Source organism: Arsenicicoccus dermatophilus (genome assembly GCF_022568795.1).
Taxonomy (GTDB): domain Bacteria; phylum Actinomycetota; class Actinomycetes; order Actinomycetales; family Dermatophilaceae; genus Arsenicicoccus; species Arsenicicoccus dermatophilus.
The window spans coordinates 1669470-1691912 of sequence record NZ_JAKZHU010000001.1; the positions used below are offsets into that span (position 1 = coordinate 1669470).

Genomic DNA, 22443 nt, shown 5'->3' on the forward strand with positions numbered 1-22443 from the left:
CAGGCCAAGGGCGGGGAGAGCATGCTCACCGTCCTGGTGGCCCTCGGCGCCAACACCCTCATCGCGATCGCCAAGTCCGTGGTCGCGATGATGACCGGGTCGGCCTCCATGGTCGCCGAGGCCGCGCACTCGTGGGCGGACGCCGGCAACGAGGTCTTCCTCGTCCTCGCCGAGCGCAAGTCCGCCCAGCCGCGGGACAGGTCGCACCCGCTCGGCTACGGCCGGGAGGCCTACGTCTGGTCCATGTTCGCGGCCTTCGGGCTGTTCACCGCCGGGGCCGTGGTCTCCATCTGGCACGGCATCACCTCCCTGCAGCACGGGGAGGAAGAGGCCGACTACCTCTGGGCTTACGTCGTGCTCGGGGTGTCCTTCGCCCTCGAGGCCGTCTCCTGGGCCCAGGCCGTGCGCCAGACCCGCAGGGAGGCCGCCGAGCGCGGCCTCACCCCCATCCGCTACATCTGGACGACGCCCAACCCGACGTTGCGGGCCGTCGTGGCCGAGGACACCGCCGCCCTGGTCGGCCTGGTCGTCGCGGGGACCGGGATCCTGCTGCACCAGCTGACGGGCAACCCCGTGTGGGACGCGATCGGCTCCATCCTCGTCGGCCTGCTGCTCGGTGTCGTCGCGGTCTTCCTGATCGGCCGCAACCGCGACTTCCTCACCGGGCAGGCCGTGTCGGTCGAGACCCGCGACCGAGCGCTGCGAACGCTGCTGGCGCACCCCGAGATCGAGCGGGTGACCTACCTGCACCTGGAGTGGGTGGGTCCGGACAAGGTCTTCCTCGTGGCCGCCGTCGACCTCGTCGGCGACCAGGCGGAGCACGACGTCGCCCTGGTCCTGGACCGCCTGGCCACCGAGCTGCGGACCCACGAGATGGTCGAGGAGGCCGTGCTGACGCTGGCGACGCCGGACCGGCCGGCCCTGCTGCCGCGCTGACACCGGTCCCTGGCCAGGCGCGTCGGCATACGGCCTGTTGGTCTGGACGTCGTCCGGGAGACGAGCGCGAGACACCCGCGCGGGGGATGATCCGGACATTGCGCACCCCCACCGGAAGGTCAACCCCCATGCGCACCCGCCTCCTCGCCGGGCTCGGCTCCGCCGCCCTGGCCCTCGCTCTCACCGCCGCCCCCGCATCCGCCGCCGGTCCCGACCACGGTCACCACAAGGGCCGCGACCAGGGCTACACCTTCGCCGTCATCGGCGACACGCCGTACGGCGCGGCCAAGATCGCCCGCTTCCCCCAGGACGTCGCGAAGATCAACGCAGACCAGGACGTCCGCCTGGTCATCCACGTCGGCGACATCAAGAACGGCTCCACGGTCTGCTCCGACGAGTACTTCCGGTGGGTCAAGGGCCAGTTCGACCGCTTCGAGGACCCCCTCGTCTACACCCCCGGCGACAACGAGTGGACCGACTGCCACCGGGCCAACAACGGCGGCTACGACCCCCTCGAGCGACTGGCCACCATCCGCAAGACCTTCTTCGGCCAGCCGGGCCTGACGCTGGGCAGGAGCAAGCTGGCCGTCGACGCCCAGACCCGCATCGGCTTCCCGGAGAACGTGCGCCGGCAGCAGGCCGGCGTCGTCGTCGCCACCACCCACGTGGTCGGCTCCGACAACTCGATGGCGCCGTGGACCGGCAAGACCGCTCCCACGCCGGAGCAGGCCGCGGAGGTCGTCGACCGCACCGCCGCCGCCGTCGCCGAGATCCACGCGGCCTTTGCCCAGGCCCGGGCCTCGCGCGCCAACGCCGTCGTGATCGCCATGCAGGCCGACATGTTCGACGGCAGCTACGACGGCTGGACGCTCACGGACAACACCTCCTTCGTCCCCGTCATCAAGGCCCTCACCGAGGAGTCCAACTCCTTCCGGGGTGCGAGCTACCTGTTCGACGGCGACTCGCACGTCTACAACGACGACAGCCCGCTCGCGGCAGGCTCGGTGTGGCTGCAGCGCTACGGCCTGACCACCCCGGCCCCCAAGCTCCACCGCATCACCGTGGACGGGTCCGACAAGGCCGACGACTACCTCAAGGTGACCGTCAACGCCAAGGCGCACCTGGGCGACCAGGACGTCCTGTCCTACGTCCGGGTCCCGCTCGTCTGAGCCGGCGCACCCCACCCGAGGGCCCGGACCGCGGCGGCGGTCCGGGCCCTCGGCGCTGTCGGTCTCCCCGCGCGCGGCGCTCCCCCGCGGGCGGCACGAGCGCCTGGTCCGGCCTGTTTCGGACCGGCCTGGGCCGGTGCGCCCCGACCCCGCTCGCTAGGGTCGACGGATGAGCCTGCCCACCATGGTCATCGGTCAGCGGTATGCCGTGCGCGTGCACTCGGACGGCGAGGTGCGGGACGTGGTGGGCCTGCTCGTCGCCGCGGACGCGGACCGGTGGACCCTGCTGCCCGAGGACCGGGGTCCGGTCCTGGTGCCGGTGAGCCAGGTGCGCGCCGCCCGGGCCGTCCCGCCGCGCGCCGTGCGCCCCACCTCCTCCCCCGACGACCTGCAGCGCCTCGCGGCCCGGGGCTGGCCCGGCCTGGAGCAGGAGCGGCTGGGCGGCTGGCTGCTGCGGTATGCCGGCGGGCACACCCGGCGGGCGAACTCCGCCCTGGTGGCGGGTGATCCGGGATGCGACGTGGCGGCCGCGATCGACCTGGCGCAGGAGCGCTACCGCGAGCGCGGGCTCGTCCCGACCTTCCAGGTGACGCCGGACAGCGACTCGTCCGGGCCGGTGGACCGGATCCTCGACGAGCGAGGCCTCGTCCGGTGCGCGCCCTCGCTGACGCTGGTGACCGACCTGCGGCGGCATGCGGACTCCCCGGTGCCCGCGGCTCTCTCGGTGACCTGGTCGGACCGGCCGGATCCGGACTGGCTGGCCGCGTCCGACCCGGTCCATCCGCAGAAGGCGGCGGTGATGGCGGCCTCCCGGGCGCGCTACCTCACGCTGGGGCACGAGGGCACGCCGGTGGGCCGGGCCCGGGTCGCGCTCGTGGTGGACTGGGGCGGGCTGACCGACCTGGTGCTCGCCCCGCACCTGCGGGGGCGCGGGTGGGGGCGCGCGGCGATCCACGAGGCCGTCCGCGAGACCCGGCGCTGCGGCGGACGATTCGGCTACCTGCAGGTGCTGGAGGACAACACCGTCGCCCGCGGGCTCTACGCCTCTCTCGGGTGGCAGGTGCACCACCGTTACCACTACCGCGAGGCCCCGAGGTCATGAGGCGCGCGGCGCCCGACACGCACTGCGCCGCCCGTCGAGGTGAGGGGCGCGGCCCGTCATACCGTGTCGTCATGGACTGGAGCCCCGCCACCCGCGTCGTCGCCCTCGGCCGCCCGCCGCGCGAACCCGGAGCACCCGTCAACGTGCCCGTGGAGCTGTCCACGACCTTCGTCACGGGTGGGGAGATCGCCTACTCCCGAGCCGGGAACACCACCTGGACGGCCTTCGAGGAGACCCTGGGCTCCCTCGAAGGAGGCTCGGCGCTCGCCTTCGCCAGCGGTATGGCGGCTGTCGCGGCGGCCCTCGACCTGGCCCCGGTCGCGGGTGTGGTCGTGGTGCCGGACGGGGCCTACAACACCACCTTGTCGCTGCTCGAGTCCTTCCAGCGGTCAGGGCGGCTGGGACAGGTGCGGCGCGTGGACCCGGCCGACACCGGGAGCGTGCGGCGGGCGCTGGACGGCGCCGACCTGGTGTGGCTGGAGTCGCCGACCAATCCCCTCCTCGTGGTCGCCGACCTGGGCGAGATCGCCGCCGCGGCCCGGGCGCAGGACGCGGTGGTGGTGTGCGACAACACCTTCGCCACGCCGATCCTGCAGCGACCCCTCGACCTCGGGGCCGACGTGGTGGTCCACTCGGCCACGAAGTACCTCGCCGGCCACTCCGACGTGCTGCTGGGCGCCACGGTGAGCCGCGACCCCGCCCTGACCGAGCGGCTGCACACCCACCGGACGCTGCACGGCGCCGTGCCCGGGCCGCACGAGACCTGGCTCGCGCTGCGCGGGATGCGCACGCTCGCGCTGCGGGTCGAGCGGGCCCAGGCCTCGGCGCGGGTGCTGGCCGAGCGGCTGGCGGCCCATCCGGCGGTGTCCCGGGTGCGCTATCCGGGGCTCGGCGCGATCGTGTCGATCGAGGTTCGCGGCGGCACGGAGGCCGCCGACCGGCTCGCGGGCGGCACCCGGCTGTGGACCGATGCCACCAGCCTGGGCGGGGTGGAGTCGCTGCTGGAGCGGCGCCGCCGGCACGCCAACGAGCCCACCGTGGTGCCGGAGGACCTGGTGCGTCTCTCCGTGGGCATCGAGGACGTCGAGGACCTGTGGCGCGACCTGGAGCAGGCCCTGGACAGACTCGGCTGAACCGCGCCCACCCGGGCACGGCAGGCGGGGCCAGCCGGTCCGGTCGGGTCAGCGCCGCTCGGACTTGCGGGCCCGCGACATCAGCGCGGTCACGACCTCCTGCGGTTCGCGCCCGTCGTGGACGACGGCCGCGACCTGCTCGACGATCGGCATGTCCACCGCCACCGAACGGGCGAGCGCCAGGATCGACTCGGCCGACTCCACGCCCTCGGCAACCTGGCGGGTCTCCGCGACGATCTCGTCCACGGACAGGCCCTGGCCGAGCTTGACCCCGAAGGAGTGGTTGCGGGACAGCGGCGACATGCACGTCGCGATGAGGTCTCCCACGCCCGCGAGCCCGGAGAAGGTCAGCGGGTCGGCCCCGAGCCGGACCCCGAGCCGGGTGGTCTCGGCCAGGCCCCGCGTGATGATCGAGGCCTTGGAGTTGTCACCCAGCCCCAGCCCCTCGGCCATGCCGACCGCGAGGGCCACGACGTTCTTGGTCGCCCCGCCCAGCTCGCAGCCGACGACGTCGGTCTCGGTGTACGGACGGAAGTAGGGCGTCGCGCACAGGTGGGCCACCCGCTCGGCGGTCTCGCGCGAGGCGGAGGCCACGACGCTCGCGGCGGGGTCGTGACGCACGATCTCCTTGGCGAGGTTGGGACCGGTCACGACGGCCACCCGCGCGGGGTCGATGGCGCCGACCTCGCTGATGACCTCCGTCATACGTCGGCCGGTGCCGCGCTCGATCCCCTTCATGAGCGAGACATAGGTCGCCTCGCGCGGCAGGGTGCCCGCCCACCCGGCGAGGTTGGCCCGCAGGCTCTGGGACGGCACCGCCAGCACCACGGCCTCGACACCGGCCACGGCCTCGGCGACGTCGGACGTGGCCGAGATCGCCGCGGAGAGCGGCAGACCCGGCAGGTACTGCGCGTTGGTGTGGCGCTCGCGGATCTCGTCGGTGACCTCGGTGCGCCGGCCCCACATGGTCACCGTGCACCCGGCGTCCGCCAGGACCGTGGAGAAGGCCGTGCCCCAGCTGCCGGTGCCCAGCACGGCCACCCGCGGGCTCACGCGCGACCCCCCGCGACGGCGCCGGGCCCGCGGCCGTCGCCCTGACGGCGCAGGTCGTAGCGCTCGACGGGAGCCGGCTCACCGCGCAGCTCCTCCAGCAGGCGTACGATGTCGGCGACGATCCGGTCGGTGGCCTCACGCACCACCTCACCCGTGACCGGCCGGCCCTGCAGGTCCGTGAGGTCCACCGGCGGGCCGGCGAGCACGGTCACCGTCTTGCGTGGGAACGGCCGCAGCCGGCCGGAGTAGGGCGCCATGATCTCCTGCGGTCCCCACTGCGCCACGGGGATCACCGGGCAGCCGGTCTCCAGGGCGATGCGGGCCGCACCGGTCTTGCCGGTCATCGGCCACAGCTGCGGGTCCCGGGTGATGGTCCCCTCCGGGTAGATCGGCACCGTCTTGCCCGCCCGGATCGCTCCCACGGCGGCGCGATAGGCCTCGACGGCGCGACCGGTGTTGCGATAGACGGGGATCTGGCCGGCCAGCGCGGCGAGACGACCGAGGACGGGTGTGCGGAACACCGACTCCTTGGCGAGGAAGAACGGCGGTCGCCCGTTGTCGTAGAGGAAGTGCGCGAGCACCAGGAAGTCCACGTGCGAGAGGTGGTTGGCGCAGACGACGACCCCGCCGGGGCGGTCCAGGTGCTCGGTCCCCCGCCATACCCGCCGGGTCAGGGGCACCACGGCAGTCTTGGCGATCACCACGCACGCCCGATATGCCCACGGCAGCCTGATCCTCGGCGCTCGGCCCACGGTGATCCCTTCGCCCTGCGGTCGGCCGGGAGGATCCCGGACGGCTGACCCGCAGGGGCCATGATCGTGCAGCACCTGCGTCCTGTCGACCTGCGCGACCCGGCGTGGCGCACCTGGGAGGATGGGTCCGATGTCCGACTCCTCCGCACCCCAGCCCTTCCCCTGGCGCGTCGTGATCCCCGTCAAGGACACGGTCACGGGCAAGTCCCGTCTCGTGCCCCCGGAGGGCATCTCCCGCAACTTCCTGGCGATGAGCATCGCCCTGGACACCATCAACGCCGCCCGGCACTGCCTGGGTGCCGCTGCCCTGGTGGTGGTGACCGGCGACGAGGCGCTGCAGGCCCACATGGGCTCGTGGGGGGTGCCGGTCCTGCCCGACCCGGGGGGTGATCTGGACGCGGCTCTGCGGGCCGGTGCGTCGTATGCCGTGACGGCGGCCCGCACGGCCGGGCACGAGGAGCCCGGCGTGGCCGCGCTGCTCGGCGACCTGCCGGGGATGCACCCGGACGACCTGCGATCGGTGCTGCTGGCGGCGACGGGGGTGCCGCGCGGCTACGTGCCCGACCGGGACGGGACGGGAACCGTGCTCCTCACCGCCGCCCCCGGTCTCGCGCTCGCCCCGGCCTTCGGGCCCGGGTCCGCCGGGCGCCACGGGGAGCAGGCGGTCGACCTCACCACGCTGGTCGAGGTTCCCGAGCGGCTGCGGCTGGACGTCGACGTCCGGGCCGACCTGGCGCGGGTCGCGCAGCTCGGGGTGGGGCGGCACACCGCGATGGTCCTGTCCCTCGGCGCCCCGGACTGAGGCCGGCGCGGGGCCGGCGCACGCCTTGCGGGCGTCGACGCGGACCGCACCGCCGCGGGACGTGGATCGCCCGCCGCCTCCGAGGGAGACGGCGGGCGATCCAGACGCGAGGCGGGCCCTACTTCTTGCCGTTCTTCTTGCCCGACGCCTTGGGCGTGGCCTTGGCGGCCTTCGTGCCCGTGGTGCCGGGCGCGTCCTTCTTGGGGGCAGCCTTGGTGACCGGGGCCGGGGTCTTGGCCGCGGCGGGCCGGGCCGCGGCGGTCTTCTTGACCGCGGCCTTCTTGACCGCGGCCGAGGCGACCTTGGTGGCGGGGGTGCGGGCGCCCAGCGCGGAGGCGGAGTTGGCGCGCGCCCCGGCGATACCCGACTTCGGGAGCTTCCTGGGGTCGGCGACGACGTCCTTGAACTGCGCGCCCGGGCGGAACTTCGGCACGTTGGTCTTCTCGATGCGGACCGTCTCACCGGTGCGGGGGTTGCGACCGGTCCGAGCGGCGCGCGCGGCCCGCTCGAAGGTGCCGAACCCCGTGATGCCCACGCTGCCGCCGCCGGCGACCTCGCGGATGATGACGTCGACGATGGCCTCGACGGCCTCCGACGCGGCCCTGCGGCTGCCGAGGCGCCCCTCGAGGGCATCGAGCAGATCTGCCTTGTTCACATTCCCTCCACATGTCCGTTGCGTCCGGCAGGCTGCCGGTCGTCACCGCGTCGGTCGAGGGAAGGACCCCTGCGCCCTGCCAAGGCTCGACCTGTCCTCGACGGTAGGTAATCGGCGGGGCCACGTCTACGAATTCGGGAAGTTGGACCACTTGCCCGACAAGGACTTTGGGGGGCGGGGGGAGCCGGTGGGACGAGCCTCGGTCACGTGGCCCCTGGCCTGCGCAGATCCCGTCCGGGCGGGGCCCCCTCTCGGCCCTCCGACCGAAAGCACTGCGACACAACATACTTCACTCAGAGTAGTCGAATGAACACGTATAGATAACCGGCCGTCGGGCCGAACGAACGGATGCGCCAGGGGATCTCGGGGCGGCTCCCAGAGGTCGGGTCGAGGCGCCGAAAAATAACTTTCGGCCTCTCGGCGTGTTGCTACGCCGATCGGGTGAGCGTGCTCGGGAGACGGCCCGGCCGACGCGCCTCGAAGGCCGTGATCGCCGCCTCGTGGTGCAGGGTCAGGCCGATGTCGTCCAGACCCCCCAGGAGCCGCCAGCGGGTGTAGTCGTCGATCTCGAAGGGGGCGACCAGCTCCCCGCAACGGACCTGCCGCTCCTGCAGGTCCACCGTCACCGCGGTGCCCGGGTCGTGCTCCAGCAGCTTCCAGAGCAGCTCGACGTCGGACTGGGCGACGGCCGCCGTCAGCAGGCCCGCCTTGCCGGAGTTCCCCCGGAAGATGTCGGCGAAGCGGGACGAGATCACCACCCGGAAGCCGTGATCCATCAGCGCCCACACCGCGTGCTCGCGCGAGGAGCCGGTGCCGAAGTCGGGGCCGGCCACGAGGATCGTCCCGCCGGCATACGCCGGATCGGCCAGCACGAAGCCCGGGTCCGAGCGCCAGCCCGCGAACAGGCCGTCCTGGAAGCCCGTGCGCGACACCCGCTTGAGGTATTCGGCCGGGATGATCTGGTCGGTGTCGACGTTGCTGCGGCGCAGGGGCACCCCGACTCCGGTGTGGACGACGAACGGCTCCACGGCTCACGCTCCTTCGGTCGAGGTAGGGCGGGCTGGCAGGTCGGCCGGGCCGGCGAGCGTGCCGCGCACGGCGGTGGCGGCGGCGACGGCGGGTGAGACCAGGTGGGTGCGCCCGCCCGGCCCCTGCCGCCCCTCGAAGTTGCGGTTGGAGGTGGAGGCGCAGCGCTCCCCCGGCCCGAGGCGGTCCGGATTCATCGCCAGGCACATCGAGCACCCGGGCAGGCGCCACTCGGCCCCGGCCGCGGTGAACACCTCGTGCAGGCCCTCGGACTCGGCCTGCTGCTGCACCCGGGCCGATCCGGGGACGACGAGCATCCGCACCCCGTCGGCGATCTCACGGCCCCGCAGCACCTCCGCGACCTCCCGCAGGTCCTCGATGCGGCCGTTGGTGCACGACCCGACGAAGACCGCGTCGACCGGGATGTCCTTGAGCGGCATACCTGCTCGCAGACCCATGTAGTCGAGGGCGCGGCGCGCGTCGGCCGCCGCGTCGTCGTCCCCGAGCGCGTCCGGATCCGGCACCTCGGCCGACAGGGGCAGCCCCTGGCCGGGGTTCGTGCCCCAGGTGACGTGCGGGGACAGCGTCGTCGCGTCGATGACGACCTCGCGGTCGAAGGTCGCGTCGTCGTCCGAGCGCAGTCGCGACCAGGCCGCGACGGCGGCGTCCCAGTCCGCACCGGTGGGGGCGTGCGGACGTCCCCGCAGGTAGTCGAAGGTCACCTGGTCCGGGGCGATCATGCCCGCTCGGGCCCCGGCCTCGATCGACATGTTGCAGACCGTCATCCGCGCCTCCATCGACAGCGAGCGGATGGCGGGGCCGCGGTACTCGATCACGTGGCCCTGCCCCCCGCCCGTACCGATCCGGGCGATGACCGCGAGGACCAGGTCCTTGGCCGTGACCCCGGCCGGCAGCTCGCCCTCGACGGTGACCGCCATGGTCCGGAAGGGCCTGAGCGGCAGGGTCTGGGTGGCCAGGACGTGCTCGACCTCGGACGTGCCGATGCCGAGGGCCAGCGCCCCGAAGGCGCCGTGGGTGGAGGTGTGGGAGTCGCCGCAGACGACCGTCATCCCCGGCTGGGTGAGGCCGAGCTGCGGGCCCACGACGTGCACGATCCCCTGCTCGGGGTCACCCATCGGGCGCAACGGGATGCCGAGCTCGGCGCAGTTGCGGCGTAAGGTCTCCACCTGGGTCAGGCTCACCGGGTCGGTGATCGGGCCCGGTGTGGTGGGGACGTTGTGGTCCTCGGTGGCGAGCGTCAGGTCCGGGCGGCGCACGGTGCGCCCCGCGAGGCGCAGTCCGTCGAAGGCCTGAGGGCTGGTCACCTCGTGAAGCAGGTGCAGGTCGATGTAGAGCAGGTCGGGCTCGCCGTCGGCGCGGTGCACGACATGGGACTCCCACACCTTCTCGGCAAGGGTGCCGCCGTGGTTCGGGCTGACGCTCACGGTCTCCTCCGATGGGCTGGGCGCGATTGGTCGGGTATGTCGGCGGGCCGCTGGCCCTCTCTGCTGGCAGGCTGTCGCAGGATGGCTACGCAGCGGATTTGCGTCTCAGGCTACGAGACGGCAGTATCATGCTATGGACACCTCTACATCGGGCGTCGGCGTCCTCGACAAGGCCGCCATCGTGCTCGGAGCCCTCGAGGCAGGACCCGCCACGCTCGCCCAGCTCGTCTCCGCCACGGGGCTGGCCCGGCCCACCGCGCACCGCCTCGCGGTCGCCCTGGAGCACCACCGCCTCGTGGCCCGCGACATGCAGGGCCGCTTCGTTCTCGGACCCCGCCTCGCCGAGCTGTCCAGCGCGGCCGGGGAGGACCGGCTCCTGGCCGCGGCGGGCCCCGTGCTCAACGCCCTGCGCGACCACACCTCCGAGAGCGCGCAGCTGTTCCGGCGCCAGGGCGACCACCGCATCTGCGTCGCCGCCGCCGAGCGCCCGATGGGTCTGCGCGACTCGATCCCGGTCGGCGCCTCCCTGTCCATGCTCGCCGGCTCGGCCGCCCAGGTGCTGCTCGCCTGGGAGGAGCCCGACCGGCTCCACCGCGGCCTGCAGGGCGCGAAGTTCACCGCCACCACCTTGTCCGGGGTGCGGCGCCGGGGCTGGGCCCAGTCGGTGTCCGAGCGCGAGCTCGGCGTGGCCTCGGTGTCCGCCCCCGTGCGGGGTCCCTCCGGCCGGGTCGTCGCCGCCGTGTCGATCTCCGGCGCCATCGAGCGGATCTCCCGCCAGCCCGGCCGGCTCCACGCCGCCACCGTGGTCGCCGGCGCCAACAAGCTCACCGAGATCCTGCGGCGCTCCGCGTCCTGACCCACCCCGACCCCGCGGCTCGTGGCGGCGACCCCTCCTCGCCGAGCATGCCCCCGACCAAGGTCGTCGGGGCCGGCGAGCCGCTCGACCCCGCGGTCATCGAGCAGGTGGAGCGGGGCTGGGGCGCGACCGTGCGCGACGGCCTCGGCCAGACCGAGACGACCCTCGCGGTGTCCAGCTCCCCCGGTCAGCCGGTCGAGCCCGGTGCCAAGAGCTGCCCATGACCGTCTCCGGCAAGATCCGCCGGGGGAGCTGCGCAACGCCGAGCAGCAGGGCTACGCGGGCGAGGGCGCCCGACCTGCGGGTGACGTGCACGAGGACGGCTTCCCGGACCTCAAGGGCTGCCCCACCCCGGACCCCCCGCCCGCGACGGAGCCTCGCGCCTGGACACCGGGTGCGAGGCTCCGTCGGCGGGGCGGCTCACAGGATGCGCATCTCCTGGGCCTTGATCCCCAGCTCCTCGCGGAACTTGGGGTGGGCGATGTCGATCAGCGCCCGGCAGCGCTCCTGGTTGGTCTTGCCGCGCAGCTGGGCCACGCCATACTCCGTGACGACGTAGTTGACGTCGTTCTTGGAGGTGGAGACGTGCGCGCCCGGCTTGAGGGTGGGCACGATGCGCGAGATCGTGTCGCCCTTGGCCGTGGACGGGGTGACGATGAAGGACTTGCCGCCCTTGGAGCGGTTGGCCGCGCGCACGAAGTCGCTCTGGCCACCGGTGCCGGAGTAGGGCATCCACCCCATCGACTCCGAGCAGCACTGGCCGATGAAGTCGATCTCGACGGTGGCGTTGATCGTGTGCATGTCGTCGATGCCGCCGACGACGTAGGGGTCGTTGGTGAAGTCGACCGGGTGCATCTCCAGGGCGCGGTTGCGGTGCATCCAGGAGTAGAGCCGCTCCGACCCGAGCGCGAAGGTCGCGACCGAGCGGCCGGGCAGGAGGTTCTTGAGCCGGTTGGTGACGACGCCGGCCTCGACCAGGGACAGGATCCCGTCGCCGATCATCTCGGTGTGCACGCCCAGGTCCTTGCGGTCGGTGAGCTGCATGACCACGGCGTCGGGGATCGCGCCGAAGCCGATCTGGATGGTGGCGCCGTCGGGGATCAGGTCGGCGACGTACGCGCCGATCGCCTGCTGCACCGGGCCGATCTCCGGCAGCCCCACCGTCGTCAGCGGGCGGTCGTCCTCGACGACGGCGGCCACCTGGTCGACGTGCACGTGGCACTCGCCGTAGGCGTAGGGCACGCGCGGGTTGACCTCGAGCACTACGCAGCGGGCCTTCTCGATCGCGGCCATGGTGTAGTCCGTGCTGAGCGAGATGGAGAAGTAGCCGTGCTCGTCCATCTCCGAGGCCATCGCGAAGACCACGTCGCAGGGGAAGAGCCCCTCGCGGATCAGCGAGGGCATCTCGGTGAAGTAGTTGGGGCGGTAGGGGATCCAGCCGGCCTGCCCACCAGGACGCGTGGGACCGCCATAGAAGTAGGCGGTGTGCCGCACGTGGTCGACGGTCTCCGGGTCGTAGTAGTCGAACGTCCGGAAGGGGATGATCTGCTCCACCGCGACCCCGTGGAGCTCTCGGCGCCGCTCGGACAAGGCCTCCAGCAGCGAGGGCGGCTCACCGACCCCGGTGGGGACGACGATCGTCTCGCCGTCCTGCACGAGACGGACCGCGTCGTGCGCGCTCGTCAGCTTGCGGCGGTAAGCATCCTGGGCGGTCAGGCTCGTCGTCATCGTCACTCTCCATCGAGGCGGCCGGTGGGTCGCTCCATCCTCCCGGCCCGGGGCGGAGCCGACAACGCGACCCCCCTGGTTGCCGATGTGACCTGTCAGACACCGGCGGAAGGCCGGGAGCGCCACCACGCACCCGAGTCCCCCGCACGACGACCAGCGGGTGCCGGATCAGACCGTGGGCTCTTCATGCTCCCGGGGTCGGAGCGCACCCCGGTGTCACCCCGCAAGCACCCTGGGCCCGCCGAGGCGGGCCCAGGGTGGGACGCTGCGGCCCGGAGACCGCCGAGGGTGCTCGTGCCGCTGGTGCGCTCGCTCAGACGGTCGCGTCGCCGGCCCGGCGGGCGTGCCGCAGACCGAGCAGGCCGAGCAGGAGCATCAGCGCGGAGCCGACGTAGGCCGCGATCGCGGCGAACCTGGCGATGGTGCCCATCGTGGCGAAGGCGTAGGCGGTCAGCAGCATCGAGCGCAGCGAGTTGCCCATGAACAGGCTCTGGCGCAGCTCGCCGAGCTTCTTGAGCTCGGTCTGGTCCGCGGCGGGGTCCTTGGACTTCTTCATGAACTCGCCGGACACCTCCTCGTAGGTGCGCCCGCCGGACTGCTTGTCCATGTGGACCTGGATGTAGTGGTCGGCGAAGGCCTTGGCCTGCTCACCGGTCGTCATCTCCTGGCCGGCGTACTTCTCGAGGTAAGGCTTGATGGCCGGGTCCTCGAGCTGCTTGCCGGAGGGCATGGTGATCTTCTGGGCGGCCAGCTGGTCGTGGACCTGACCCTGGGCGAAGGAGGAGGCCCAGGTCAGCAGGCCACCCCCCACGAGCAGCAGCAGGGCGAGCAGGAGCCCGAGGGAGGACAGCAGGGTGTCGAGGGTCTTGCGGCGCATGGGGTGCCTCCTTGCGGTGAGAGACGACCGGCATCGGTCGACCCTTCCACTGTGCACCTGGTCGTTCACGCTTCAACCACCGGGGGCGTGTTCCCGGTCACGGACGCACGAAGGGCCCTTCCCGCGGGAAGGGCCCTTCGTGGTGTTTGTACCCCCGACCGGATTCGAACCGGCGCTACCGCCGTGAGAGGGCGGCGTGCTAGGCCGCTACACAACGGGGGCAAAACTGATGCGCACTCACCCTCCCGGGTGATTCGCAACGAGGAGAAACCTTACTCGAACCAGTGGGCTTCTCCCAAATCGAGGCCCTCCACGAGGGAAGACCGACGATCTTGCTGGGGTACCAGGACTCGAACCTAGACTAACTGAACCAGAATCAGTCGTGCTGCCAATTACACCATACCCCAAGGGTATTCAACCCCTTCATCGACCGCCTGGTGAGGGGCGGTGAAGCGTGGGCGAACCGAGAAAGAACTTTACCGGAGCCCGCCCGCTCTCCCAAATCGTCCGGTCGCGCGGCGCAGGGACCGAGGAGAAGTACTCAGGTGCGGACATCCGCCGCTGCCTAGGCTCCCGGCCATGAGCGACCTGCCACCCCCGGCCCGGCCCGGGTGCGAACGCCACGTCGTCCGCCTTCTCGTCGGTGCCTACACCCTGCTCGTCACCGGGTGCTGGGCCGTCGGGGTGTGGGACGAGCTCTTCCCCGACCCGGACCAGGTGGGGGCATCCTTCGCCTTCGTACCCCTGTTCCTGACGACGATGCCGTGGAGCGTGCTGCTCCCCCCGCTGCGGAGCATCCCGGGCCTGGGCGAGGTGCCCGCCTGGGGGCACATGACCGTCGTCGCCGTCGTCGGGTGGGCGGCCAACGTGGCGGTCCTGGGGTCCCTGGCATGGGTGGCCGGGCGGGTGCGCGACCTCTGCGCGAGGTGATGCGCTCGGCGGGACCGGGTAGAGGACGACGAGTCCCCGCCGCTCGAGGGGGGGCGGCGGGGACTCGTCGTGCGTCAGGCGCTCAGAGCTGGGCGCGCAGACGACGCAGGCGCGTCAGCGTCGAGTCCTTGCCCAGGATCTCCATCGACTCGAACAGCGGCGGCGACACCCGGCGCCCGGTCACCCCGACGCGAGCGGGGGCGAAGGCGAACTTCGGCTTGATCCCGAGGTCCTCGCACAGCCGGGCCCGCAGGGCGGCCTGGATCGGGGCGGCGGTGAAGTCCTCCAGGGCCGTGAGCGCCTCGATGGAGGCGTCCAGCACCTGCGGGGCGTCCTCCTTGAGCGCCGCCACGGAGTCGGCGTCATACGCCAGCTCGTCGTCGGTGACGAACAGGAAGCCGAGCATCGGGCCCGCCTCGGCGAGGGTCTGCATCCGCTCCTGCACGAGCGGGGTGGCCGCGGTGACCAGGCGCATCTGCTCCTCGGTCGGCTGCCCCGGCAGCTCGCCGCGGCGCACCAGGTGCTCGACGATCCGGCCGGCCAGGTCCTCCGGCGACAGGGCGCGGATGTAGTGGCCGTTGAGCCAGTTGAGCTTGTCCATGTCGAAGATCGGGCCGACGGTGTTGACCTTGGTCCAGTCGAAGCGCTCCACGAACTCCTCGAAGGTGGACACCTCCTGGCCGTCCGCCACCGGCGGGTAGCCCACCAGCTGCAGGAAGTTCAGCAGCGCCTCGGGCAGGTAGCCCTCCTCGCGGAACCAGGTGAGGCGGGCGGCGGGGTTCTTGCGCTTGGAGATCTTGGACTTGTCGGGGTTGCGCAGCAGCGGCATGTGCGCGAACTGCGGGAGCTCCCAGCCCAGCCACTGGTGAAGCAGCACGTGCTTGGGGGTGGACGAGATCCACTCCTCGCCACGCACCACGGTGGTGATCCCCATCAGGTGGTCGTCGACCACGACGGCCAGGTGGTAGGTCGGGAAGCCGTCGGCCTTGAGGATCACCTGGTCGTCCGGGCGGGGAGCGCTCACCCAGCCGCGGATGACGTCCTGGAAGCGCAGCTCCACGTCGTCGGGGATGAGCATGCGCACCACCGGCTTGTCGGTGAATCCCGGCAGCTGGGCACGCTCCTCGCGGGTCTTGCCGTGGCACAGGCGGTCGTAGCCGGTGGGCTGCTTGGTCTTCTGCTGCAGCTCGCGCATGGCCGCGAGGCGCTCGGTGGAGCACCAGCAGTAGTACGCGTGCCCGTCGGCGATGAGCTGCTCGACGTACGGCTTGTAGGTGTCCAGCCGCTCGGACTGGCGGTAGGGACCGTGCTGGCCGCCCACGTCCGGGCCCTCGTCGTAGGTCAGACCGAGCCACGTCAGGGTGTCGAAGATCTGCTGCTCGCTGCCCTCGACGTAGCGCGCCTGGTCGGTGTCCTCGATGCGCAGGACGAACCGGCCGCCCGTCTTGCGGGCCCAGGCGAGGTCGAACAGCGCCATGTAGGCGGTCCCCACGTGCGGGTCACCGGTCGGCGAGGGGGCGACGCGGGTGCGCGCCGGGGTGAGGGAGGCAGGGGTGTGAGCGGCGTCAGTCATGGTGGGGCCAGCCTATCGGCCCCACCCCTCGGCCCCGCCTGGTCGGGGCGGCTCGGCGGATCCGGCACGATGAGCAGGTGACTCCCCCACCTCGCCACCTGCTGACGGTGGCGCTCGGCGGCGCGGTCGGAGCGGGCCTGCGCCAGGCGCTGGTGCTGGCCTGGCCGCCGCACGGGTGGGATGCCGTCGTGCTGACGATCAACGTGGTCGGCGCTTTCGCCCTGGCGGTGCTGCTCACCTGGCTGGCCGGGACCGGCCCCGACGAGGGCCGACGCCGGGACGCGCGGCTGCTGCTGGGCACGGGTGTGCTGGGCGGCTTCACGACCTACTCCACCCTGGCCGTGGACACGGCGATGCTGCTGCGCAGCGGTGATGCCGGTATGGCGGCCGGCTACGCCCTCCTCACCGTGGGCCTCGGCGCCGCGGCCTCGCTCCTGGGGATCCGCTGCGGGACGGGGCTGCTCGGCATCCGGCCAACGGGCCGGCGGGGTGCACCGCAACCCCACGCCCCCGGGGCCGAGGAGGCGCCATGACTCCTGGCCTCTTCCTCGGCGTCGCCCTCGCGGGCGGGCTGGGCGCGGCCCTGCGGCTGACCGTGGACACCTGGGTGCGCGAGCGGGCGGCCCGCGACGCGGCATACGGCCTGTCGGCATACGGCCTCGGCACCCTGCTGATCAACGTCGCCGGGTCGCTCGCCCTCGGCCTGGTCGTGGGACTCGCGTCGCGCGAGCTGCTGGACCCCGCCTGGCGACTCGTGCTCGGCACGGGACTGTGCGGAGGGTTCACGACCTTCTCGACGGCGAGTCTGGACACCGCCCGGCTGGTGCCCGCGGCCGGGCCCGGCCGGGCCACGCTGCACGCCGCGGCCACCCTGGTGCTGTCGCTCGCGGCGGCGCTGCTCGGCCTGGCGCTCGCCGGCGCCTGACGGGCGGACCCCTCCGGCGCCGGACGGACGCAGCAGCCGCCGGCTGGCCGGGTCAGCGGGAGCGGACGAAGGGATTGCTCAGCGTGCCGATGCCCTCGACCTCGACCTCCACGCGCTGGCCCTCCTGGACCTGGCCCACCCCGGCGGGGGTGCCGGTGAGGATCACGTCCCCCGGCAGCAGCGTGAACGCCTGGGAGGCATAGGAGATCAGGCGTGCGACGTCGTGGATCATGTCGCTGGTGCGACCGTCCTGGACGACCTCGCCGTCCAGCCGGGTGGTGAGCCGCAGGTCGGAGGGGTCGAGCTCGGTCTCGATCCACGGCCCCAAGGGCTTGGACCCGTCGAATCCCTTGGCCCGGGACCACTGCCCGTCCGACCGCTGCAGGTCGCGAGCGGTCACGTCGTTGGCGCAGGTGTAGCCGAACACCGTGGCGAGCGCGAGCTCGGGCGGGACGTTGCGCACCATCTTGCCGATGACGACGGCGAGCTCGCCCTCGTAGTGGATGTCGCTGCTGGCAGCCAGCATCGGCACCGGGTCGCCCGGGCCCGAGACGGCGGTGTTGGGCACCAGGAACATCAGCGGCTCGGCCGGGGCCTCCCCGCCCATCTCGGCGGCGTGGTCGGCGTAGTTCTTGCCGATGCCGATGACCTTGCTGCGCGGGATCACCGGGCTGAGCAGCCGGACCTCCTCGAGGGGATGGCGGGGTCCAGCGAAGGCGAGCTGCTGGTAGATCGGGTCGCCGCCGATCTGGGCGACCACCAGGTCGTCCCCGTCGCGCTCCACGACGCCGTAGGCCGGGTCTTCTCCAAGGGTGAATCTCGCGATACGCACGGTGTCAACCTACCGCCGTGGTCCGGGCCTCCGCTGCTCGGAGGCCGTGACGTGCGGGTAAAGGTGGGCACGCGGAAACCGCCTGCTTCGCAACAGGCTGTGTTGATACCACCCGCCCGGCTCAGCCCGGACGGTTCATACCGTGACGACCTCGACCCGGTCGGGCTACGTTGCGATTCCCCCGTCCCTGGATGGACCCCGGAGGTCCGAGCATGCCCAGCTCATCCACCCGCCGATACAGCGCGCCCACCCCGGTGCGCGCCGTGCCCTCCCCCGAGGGACCGCCCCAGCCTATCCCCACGGACCTGGTGCAGCAGTCACCCGTCGACGCCGACGAGGACGAGCCCATGACGGTCTCCATCCGGGACATCTTCGCCGGGGGCGCCCCGGAAGGGATCGACGAGGACCGCTCCGCGGACGCGCCCGCGCACCGGCCCGAGGAGCACGAGGCCCACACCCGCGCCGACCGCTTCCCGCACGCCGATCGCTTCGGGCGGCAGGAGGGGCGCCGCGAGGAGCGGCGGGCCGAGCACCGCGTGGACCGCCGTGAGGACTCCCGCCCCGGCCGCGAGGACCGCTTCGACCGCCAGGACCGCTTCGACCGCCAGGACCGCTTCGAGCGCGAGGAGGACCCGCGGCGCCCCACCGCCCGCCTGACGCGCCGCACCGGCGCCGACCACGGGCACCCCACCCTCGAGCCGGTCGCCACCGAGCCGGACCCGGGCCGCGGCCCCGAGACCGACCCCGACCTCGCGTGGGAGCGTGCCTGGGGCCGGGCCCCCGAGCCCGGGCCGGAGCCCCGACCGCACCAGGAGAGCCGACCACGCCCGGAGAGCCGACCACGCCCGGGGACCAGGCGGCACGGGCCCGGCAGCGATCATCCGGGACACGACGAGCAGCCCGAGAGCAGCGACGAGGACCTCGACCTCGCCGAGCCGGCCCTGCGCGTGGAGGAGGCCGAGAGCGCCGCCCCGCCCCGCAGCGGACTGCGAGCGCTCCTCTTCGAGCTGAGCGGTGGCCGGATCAACCTCGGCCCGAGCGCCGCCGAGGTCGAGGACCTGGAGCGGGTGCACCGCATCCAGCGCCACCTCGACCGCCCCCTGCACGTCGCCTTCCTGTGCTTCAAGGGCGGTGTCGGCAAGACGTCCACCGCGGCCGGCGTCATGCTCGCCATGGCCAACAACCGCGCCGACGGCGTCGTCGTCACCGACCTCAACCCCGACGCGGGAGACCTCGCCGAGCGGCTCCTCGGCGAGCGGCTCTCGGGGATCTACGACTTCGCGAAGTCCTGCCGTGAGGTGCAGCGCCGCGGCGACCTGGGCCGCTGGGTGGTCACCGAGGGGCGGCTCGCGGTGCTGCCCGGCGACGAGGATCCCAGCCCGCGACGGACGGTCTCCCGCGACGACGTGGACGCTGCCGTCGCCACCCTCGAGCGCTACTACACCGTCATCGGGATGGACGCCGGCACGAGCTTCGCCCAGCCGATCATGAGCGGGGTGCTCGCCAACGCCGACGTCGCGGTCGTCTGCGCCAGCCACTCCCTGACCGGCGCCCGCCGCGCCATCGACACCCTCGAGTGGCTGCGCCGCCACGGGCACGAGGACCTCGCGGACAACGCGGTCATCGCCCTCGCGGACAAGGACCGCACCTCCGGTCAGCTGTCCAAGGACCGCGTCGTCCGGTGGCTCAGCCGGCACACCCGCGGTCTGGTGGTCGTGCCCCACGACCCGCACGTGGCCGACGGTCGTCAGGTCACCTACAGCGCGCTGGCCCCCGGCACCCGCCGCGCCTACGAGGAGATCGCGGCCATGGTCACCGACCTGGCGCCCTGACCGAGGCGGGTCCGGGCCGGGGCGCGCGGGGCATCAGGACCTCCGGCGGCCGAGCCTCCGCCACCAGACGTTCTCCCTCCGCTCCTGGGCCAGCCTGGCGGACCGGGCACGCTCCCGCTCGGCCGACTCCTCGGCCGCCCGCACCGCCAGGCGCCGGTGCTCGCGCCATACGGCCAGGACCTCGTCGACGTCGACCGTCGGTGCGACGGGTGGCATCTGCGGACCGCTCGCCGGACGCAGCCGGTCCTGACGGACGCGATGGTTGAGATCCTCGGCGATCTCGCGGACCGCCTCCTCCCGGGTCACGTCGCGCACCGTGTCGTGGATGTCGTGGGCCTCGCGTCGCAGCGCCATCGTCGGGTTCATCGCCCCGGTCAGGTCCAGCTGCTCGCGCTCGACGAGACCGTTGATCCACCAGTCCTCGCGGTAAGGGCGGTCCAGGCTCGGCAACGGCTTGCCGGCACCCTTGAGGTTGTCGAACTCGCCGCGCTCCTGGGCCTCGCGGATGCGCTTCTCGGCGATGGACTCGACATAGGTCGGCGGCGGGCGCCACCCGCGGCGGGATCCCTGGTCTCCAGCGGTCTGCTCGTCAGCCATGACATCCATCATGGCGCCGGGTCCGGCCCGGGCGGACCTAAGATCCTCGGGTGATCGTGCTGGCCCGCGACGAGTGGGAGCCGCTCGAGGCCGCCCACCGGGCGCGGGCCTCCGCGGCGACCGCGGCGCACCTGGAGCGACGGGCGCGCGGGCAGAAGCACCCGCTCGAGGACTTCCTGTTCGAGTACTACGGCTTCCGCCCCGGCCACCTCGCCCGCTGGCACGTGGGCCCCGGCGTCACCCTGGAGGGTCCGGCCCCGCACGAGGCCTGGCCCTACTACCGCACCGAGGGGGGCCGCACCCGGCTGGACGTCCAGGCGTATGCCGAGAAGCGCGGCGCCACCGTGCGATTCGTGCGGGACCTCCTCGCCGGCATCCACGGCCGGACGCCGGCCTTCGGGTGCTTCGGGCTGCACGAGTGGGCGATGGTCTATCGCCTCTCCCCCGACGACGTCCGGCACCGCTCGCTCCCTCTGCGACTCGGGGCGCGGGGCACCGACGAGGTGGTCGAGGCGCACGAGATCCGGTGCTCGCACTTCGACGCCTACCGCTTCTTCACCCCCGACGCGGTGGACCGCAACACGTTGCGCCCGACCCGCGAGACGATCCAGGTCCACGAGCAGCCCGGCTGCCTGCACGGCGGGGCGATGGACCTCTATCGCTGGGCCTTCAAGCTCGCTCCCGGCATCCCCGGCGAGCTGGTCCTCGACTGCTTCGACGTGGCCCGCGAGGCGCGGGTCCTGGACATGGCCTCCTCGCCCTACGCCACCGCCTCGCTCGGGGTACCGGACATCGCCGTGGAGACGCCCGAGGGCAAGGCCGAGCACGTGCGCCGCCAGCGGGCGATCGCCGAGGCTGCGGCGCCGGTGCGGGCGCGCCTGATCGCGGCGTGCGACGCCCTGATCGACGCCGCCCGCTGACGGCGGCACCGCGCCGCTGGGAGGCGGCGAGGGACTGGTGCCGATGCACCGGCGGCCTCACGCGCCGGCGTCCCGGCGCCGGGCTGGTCGGCATACGTCCGGAAGACACCGCGGCCCCGCCACCTGTCGAGGTGGCGGGGCCGCGAGAGCCCTTGTCGCTCAGACGAGTCGGTGCAGCCAGCCGTGCGTGTCCTCGGCGCGGCCGGTCTGGATGTCGAGGAGCTGGTTGCGGATGGTCATGGTGACCTCGCCGGGCTCGGAGCTGCCGACGACCTCGCCGTCGAGCCACGCCAGGCGGCCGACGGGGGTGACGACGGCGGCGGTGCCGCAGGCGAAGACCTCGGTGATCTCGCCGGAGCCGACGCCCTCACGCCACTCGTCGAGGGAGATGCGACGCTCCTCGACCTCGTGGCCGAGCTCGCGGGCGACCTCGAGGATCGACGAGCGGGTGACGCCCTCGAGGATCGAGCCGCTGAGCTGCGGGGTCATCACGGTGCCGTCGCGCCTGACGAAGAAGAGGTTCATCCCGCCGAGCTCCTCGATGTAGCGGCGCTCGACCGCGTCGAGGAAGACGACCTGGTCGCATCCCTGGGACTGGGCCTCGAGCTGGGCCGCCAGCGACGCGGCGTAGTTGCCGCCGCACTTGGCGGCGCCGGTGCCACCAGGAGCCGCCCGCGTGTACTGCGGGGTGACCCACAGCGAGACGGGCTTGATCCCACCGGCGAAGTACGCGCCCGCCGGGGAGGCGATGACGCAGTAGGTCACGTGCATGGAGGGACGGACGCCCAGCCCGGACTCCGTGCCGATCATGAACGGCCGCAGGTAGAGCGAGGACTCGCCGCCGTGCTCGGGCACCCACACCTGGTCGACGTCGACCATGGCACGGATGGACTCCAGGAAGTCGGCCTCGGGCAGCTCGGGCAGGCCCAGGCGGTGCGCGGAGCGGGCGAAACGGGCGGCGTTCTGCTCCGGGCGGAAGGTCCACACCGAGCCGTCGGCGTGCCGGTAGGCCTTCATGCCCTCGAAGATCTCCTGGCCGTAGTGGAACACCGCGGTGGAGGGGTCGAGCGTGAACGGGCCGTAGGGCACGACCTTGGCGTCGTGCCAGCCGGCGTCGCGTGTCCACGTGGCCAGGACCATGTGGTCGGTGAAGTGCTTGCCGAAGCCGGGGTCGGCGAGCACCCGCCGGCGCTCGGCCTCCGTGGCCGGGGAGGTGGACCGCTCGACCGGGAAGGACAGGGACGACGTTGTCATGGGTGCTCCTGGTGGGAGGTGGGGTTCGCGTCCGAGGCTACCCCTC

The 22443-nt window shown here is 72.8% G+C and carries 23 protein-coding genes and 2 tRNA genes; 12 read left to right on the top strand and 13 right to left on the bottom strand.

What is annotated here, in order from left to right:
* Positions 1-21: 21 nt before the first annotated feature.
* The 4 genes from MM438_RS07790 (at position 22) to MM438_RS07805 (ending at position 4340) form a co-directional block, all read left to right on the top strand.
* The gene (locus tag MM438_RS07790) at positions 22-936 is read left to right on the top strand and encodes a cation diffusion facilitator family transporter (RefSeq protein WP_241453360.1); all 915 of its coding nucleotides are present in this window, start codon (positions 22-24) and stop codon (positions 934-936) included.
* A 128-nt stretch (positions 937-1064) separates the two neighbouring features.
* On the top strand, positions 1065-2105 hold the full coding sequence (locus MM438_RS07795; RefSeq protein WP_241451926.1) for a metallophosphoesterase: 1041 nt from the start codon (positions 1065-1067) through the stop codon (positions 2103-2105).
* A gap of 169 nt (positions 2106-2274) precedes the next feature.
* A complete protein-coding gene (locus MM438_RS07800) occupies positions 2275-3207 on the top strand; it encodes a GNAT family N-acetyltransferase (RefSeq protein ID WP_241451927.1) in 933 nt (310 codons plus the stop codon).
* Positions 3208-3278: 71 nt separating this feature from the next.
* Positions 3279-4340 (top strand): trans-sulfuration enzyme family protein, encoded by a 1062-nt coding sequence (locus MM438_RS07805; RefSeq protein ID WP_241451928.1) that lies wholly within the window; start codon positions 3279-3281, stop codon positions 4338-4340.
* Between the two features lie 48 nt (positions 4341-4388).
* Here the strand turns inward: MM438_RS07805 and MM438_RS07810 are convergent, their stop codons facing one another.
* Entirely contained in the window at positions 4389-5393 is a 1005-nt protein-coding gene (locus MM438_RS07810; protein ID WP_241451929.1) for an NAD(P)H-dependent glycerol-3-phosphate dehydrogenase, read from the bottom strand.
* Positions 5390-6094, bottom strand: a complete 705-nt coding sequence (locus MM438_RS07815) for a lysophospholipid acyltransferase family protein (RefSeq protein WP_241451930.1) — start codon at positions 6092-6094, stop codon at positions 5390-5392. Before MM438_RS07815 ends, MM438_RS07810 begins: the two co-directional genes overlap by 4 nt.
* Before the next feature lie 181 nt (positions 6095-6275).
* Between MM438_RS07815 and cofC the strand changes: the two genes are divergently transcribed.
* Positions 6276-6947 carry a 2-phospho-L-lactate guanylyltransferase gene (gene cofC, locus MM438_RS07820; RefSeq protein WP_241451931.1) on the top strand — a complete coding sequence of 224 codons (672 nt, stop codon included), beginning with the start codon at positions 6276-6278 and terminating at the stop codon, positions 6945-6947.
* A gap of 118 nt (positions 6948-7065) precedes the next feature.
* Here the strand turns inward: cofC and MM438_RS07825 are convergent, their stop codons facing one another.
* From MM438_RS07825 to leuC, 3 genes are all read right to left on the bottom strand, one after another.
* Complete coding sequence (locus MM438_RS07825) at positions 7066-7602, bottom strand: HU family DNA-binding protein (RefSeq protein ID WP_241451932.1); 537 nt, start codon at positions 7600-7602, stop codon at positions 7066-7068.
* Positions 7603-8030: 428 nt separating this feature from the next.
* Positions 8031-8630, bottom strand: coding sequence for a 3-isopropylmalate dehydratase small subunit (gene leuD, locus MM438_RS07830; protein WP_241451933.1), 600 nt, complete (start codon positions 8628-8630; stop codon positions 8031-8033).
* A gap of 3 nt (positions 8631-8633) precedes the next feature.
* A complete protein-coding gene (gene leuC / locus MM438_RS07835) occupies positions 8634-10073 on the bottom strand; it encodes a 3-isopropylmalate dehydratase large subunit (RefSeq protein ID WP_241451934.1) in 1440 nt (479 codons plus the stop codon).
* A 133-nt stretch (positions 10074-10206) separates the two neighbouring features.
* On the opposite strand from leuC, the gene MM438_RS07840 reads away from it, so the two are divergent.
* Both MM438_RS07840 and MM438_RS07845 read left to right on the top strand, forming a co-directional pair.
* Positions 10207-10929 (top strand): IclR family transcriptional regulator, encoded by a 723-nt coding sequence (locus MM438_RS07840; protein ID WP_241451935.1) that lies wholly within the window; start codon positions 10207-10209, stop codon positions 10927-10929.
* A gap of 47 nt (positions 10930-10976) precedes the next feature.
* The gene (locus MM438_RS07845; protein WP_338155528.1) at positions 10977-11153 is read left to right on the top strand and encodes a hypothetical protein; all 177 of its coding nucleotides are present in this window, start codon (positions 10977-10979) and stop codon (positions 11151-11153) included.
* Positions 11154-11349: 196 nt separating this feature from the next.
* Here MM438_RS07845 and MM438_RS07850 read toward each other — a convergent pair whose 3' ends face one another.
* From MM438_RS07850 to MM438_RS07865, 4 genes are all read right to left on the bottom strand, one after another.
* Positions 11350-12657, bottom strand: coding sequence for an acetyl-CoA hydrolase/transferase family protein (locus MM438_RS07850; protein WP_241451936.1), 1308 nt, complete (start codon positions 12655-12657; stop codon positions 11350-11352).
* A gap of 313 nt (positions 12658-12970) precedes the next feature.
* Positions 12971-13534: a hypothetical protein gene (locus tag MM438_RS07855; RefSeq protein ID WP_241451937.1), complete on the bottom strand. Its 564-nt coding sequence runs from the start codon at positions 13532-13534 to the stop codon at positions 12971-12973.
* Positions 13535-13683: 149 nt separating this feature from the next.
* A tRNA-Glu gene (locus tag MM438_RS07860) sits at positions 13684-13756 on the bottom strand.
* A 113-nt stretch (positions 13757-13869) separates the two neighbouring features.
* A tRNA-Gln gene (locus MM438_RS07865) sits at positions 13870-13941 on the bottom strand.
* Between the two features lie 172 nt (positions 13942-14113).
* Here MM438_RS07865 and MM438_RS07870 point away from each other — a divergent pair.
* Complete coding sequence (locus MM438_RS07870; RefSeq protein WP_241451938.1) at positions 14114-14464, top strand: SCO4225 family membrane protein; 351 nt, start codon at positions 14114-14116, stop codon at positions 14462-14464.
* 82 nt (positions 14465-14546) lie between these two features.
* Here the strand turns inward: MM438_RS07870 and gltX are convergent, their stop codons facing one another.
* Complete coding sequence (gene gltX / locus MM438_RS07875; RefSeq protein WP_241451939.1) at positions 14547-16037, bottom strand: glutamate--tRNA ligase; 1491 nt, start codon at positions 16035-16037, stop codon at positions 14547-14549.
* Positions 16038-16114: 77 nt separating this feature from the next.
* Here gltX and MM438_RS07880 point away from each other — a divergent pair, with 77 nt between their 5' ends.
* Both MM438_RS07880 and MM438_RS07885 read left to right on the top strand, forming a co-directional pair.
* The gene (locus MM438_RS07880) at positions 16115-16570 is read left to right on the top strand and encodes a fluoride efflux transporter FluC (RefSeq protein WP_241451940.1); all 456 of its coding nucleotides are present in this window, start codon (positions 16115-16117) and stop codon (positions 16568-16570) included.
* Complete coding sequence (locus MM438_RS07885) at positions 16567-16962, top strand: fluoride efflux transporter FluC (RefSeq protein ID WP_241451941.1); 396 nt, start codon at positions 16567-16569, stop codon at positions 16960-16962. Before MM438_RS07880 ends, MM438_RS07885 begins: the two co-directional genes overlap by 4 nt.
* A 52-nt stretch (positions 16963-17014) precedes the next feature.
* Here MM438_RS07885 and MM438_RS07890 read toward each other — a convergent pair whose 3' ends face one another.
* On the bottom strand, positions 17015-17794 hold the full coding sequence (locus tag MM438_RS07890; protein ID WP_241451942.1) for a fumarylacetoacetate hydrolase family protein: 780 nt from the start codon (positions 17792-17794) through the stop codon (positions 17015-17017).
* Positions 17795-18006: 212 nt separating this feature from the next.
* Between MM438_RS07890 and MM438_RS07895 the strand changes: the two genes are divergently transcribed.
* Positions 18007-19626 (top strand): MinD/ParA family ATP-binding protein, encoded by a 1620-nt coding sequence (locus tag MM438_RS07895; protein WP_241451943.1) that lies wholly within the window; start codon positions 18007-18009, stop codon positions 19624-19626.
* Positions 19627-19659: 33 nt separating this feature from the next.
* Here MM438_RS07895 and MM438_RS07900 read toward each other — a convergent pair whose 3' ends face one another.
* The gene (locus tag MM438_RS07900) at positions 19660-20223 is read right to left on the bottom strand and encodes a DnaJ family domain-containing protein (RefSeq protein ID WP_241451944.1); all 564 of its coding nucleotides are present in this window, start codon (positions 20221-20223) and stop codon (positions 19660-19662) included.
* Positions 20224-20273: 50 nt separating this feature from the next.
* Between MM438_RS07900 and MM438_RS07905 the strand changes: the two genes are divergently transcribed.
* Positions 20274-21143, top strand: a complete 870-nt coding sequence (locus MM438_RS07905; protein ID WP_241451945.1) for a 3-methyladenine DNA glycosylase — start codon at positions 20274-20276, stop codon at positions 21141-21143.
* Positions 21144-21302: 159 nt separating this feature from the next.
* Here MM438_RS07905 and MM438_RS07910 read toward each other — a convergent pair whose 3' ends face one another.
* On the bottom strand, positions 21303-22397 hold the full coding sequence (locus tag MM438_RS07910; RefSeq protein WP_241451946.1) for a branched-chain amino acid aminotransferase: 1095 nt from the start codon (positions 22395-22397) through the stop codon (positions 21303-21305).
* Positions 22398-22443 lie beyond the last annotated feature (46 nt).

Excerpts from the sequence above, each read along its gene's own strand:
- MM438_RS07790 (WP_241453360.1), top strand. The coding sequence starts at position 22 with ATGCTCACCGTCCTGGTGGCCCTCGGCGCCAACACCCTCATCGCGATC.
- MM438_RS07795 (WP_241451926.1), top strand. The coding sequence starts at position 1,065 with ATGCGCACCCGCCTCCTCGCCGGGCTCGGCTCCGCCGCCCTGGCCCTC.
- MM438_RS07800 (WP_241451927.1), top strand. The coding sequence starts at position 2,275 with ATGAGCCTGCCCACCATGGTCATCGGTCAGCGGTATGCCGTGCGCGTG.
- MM438_RS07805 (WP_241451928.1), top strand. The coding sequence starts at position 3,279 with ATGGACTGGAGCCCCGCCACCCGCGTCGTCGCCCTCGGCCGCCCGCCG.
- cofC (WP_241451931.1), top strand. The coding sequence starts at position 6,276 with ATGTCCGACTCCTCCGCACCCCAGCCCTTCCCCTGGCGCGTCGTGATC.
- MM438_RS07840 (WP_241451935.1), top strand. The coding sequence starts at position 10,207 with ATGGACACCTCTACATCGGGCGTCGGCGTCCTCGACAAGGCCGCCATC.
- MM438_RS07845 (WP_338155528.1), top strand. The coding sequence starts at position 10,977 with ATGCCCCCGACCAAGGTCGTCGGGGCCGGCGAGCCGCTCGACCCCGCG.
- MM438_RS07850 (WP_241451936.1), bottom strand. The coding sequence starts at position 12,657 with ATGACGACGAGCCTGACCGCCCAGGATGCTTACCGCCGCAAGCTGACG.
- MM438_RS07855 (WP_241451937.1), bottom strand. The coding sequence starts at position 13,534 with ATGCGCCGCAAGACCCTCGACACCCTGCTGTCCTCCCTCGGGCTCCTG.
- MM438_RS07870 (WP_241451938.1), top strand. The coding sequence starts at position 14,114 with ATGAGCGACCTGCCACCCCCGGCCCGGCCCGGGTGCGAACGCCACGTC.
- gltX (WP_241451939.1), bottom strand. The coding sequence starts at position 16,037 with ATGACTGACGCCGCTCACACCCCTGCCTCCCTCACCCCGGCGCGCACC.
- MM438_RS07885 (WP_241451941.1), top strand. The coding sequence starts at position 16,567 with ATGACTCCTGGCCTCTTCCTCGGCGTCGCCCTCGCGGGCGGGCTGGGC.
- MM438_RS07895 (WP_241451943.1), top strand. The coding sequence starts at position 18,007 with ATGCCCAGCTCATCCACCCGCCGATACAGCGCGCCCACCCCGGTGCGC.
- MM438_RS07900 (WP_241451944.1), bottom strand. The coding sequence starts at position 20,223 with ATGGCTGACGAGCAGACCGCTGGAGACCAGGGATCCCGCCGCGGGTGG.
- MM438_RS07910 (WP_241451946.1), bottom strand. The coding sequence starts at position 22,397 with ATGACAACGTCGTCCCTGTCCTTCCCGGTCGAGCGGTCCACCTCCCCG.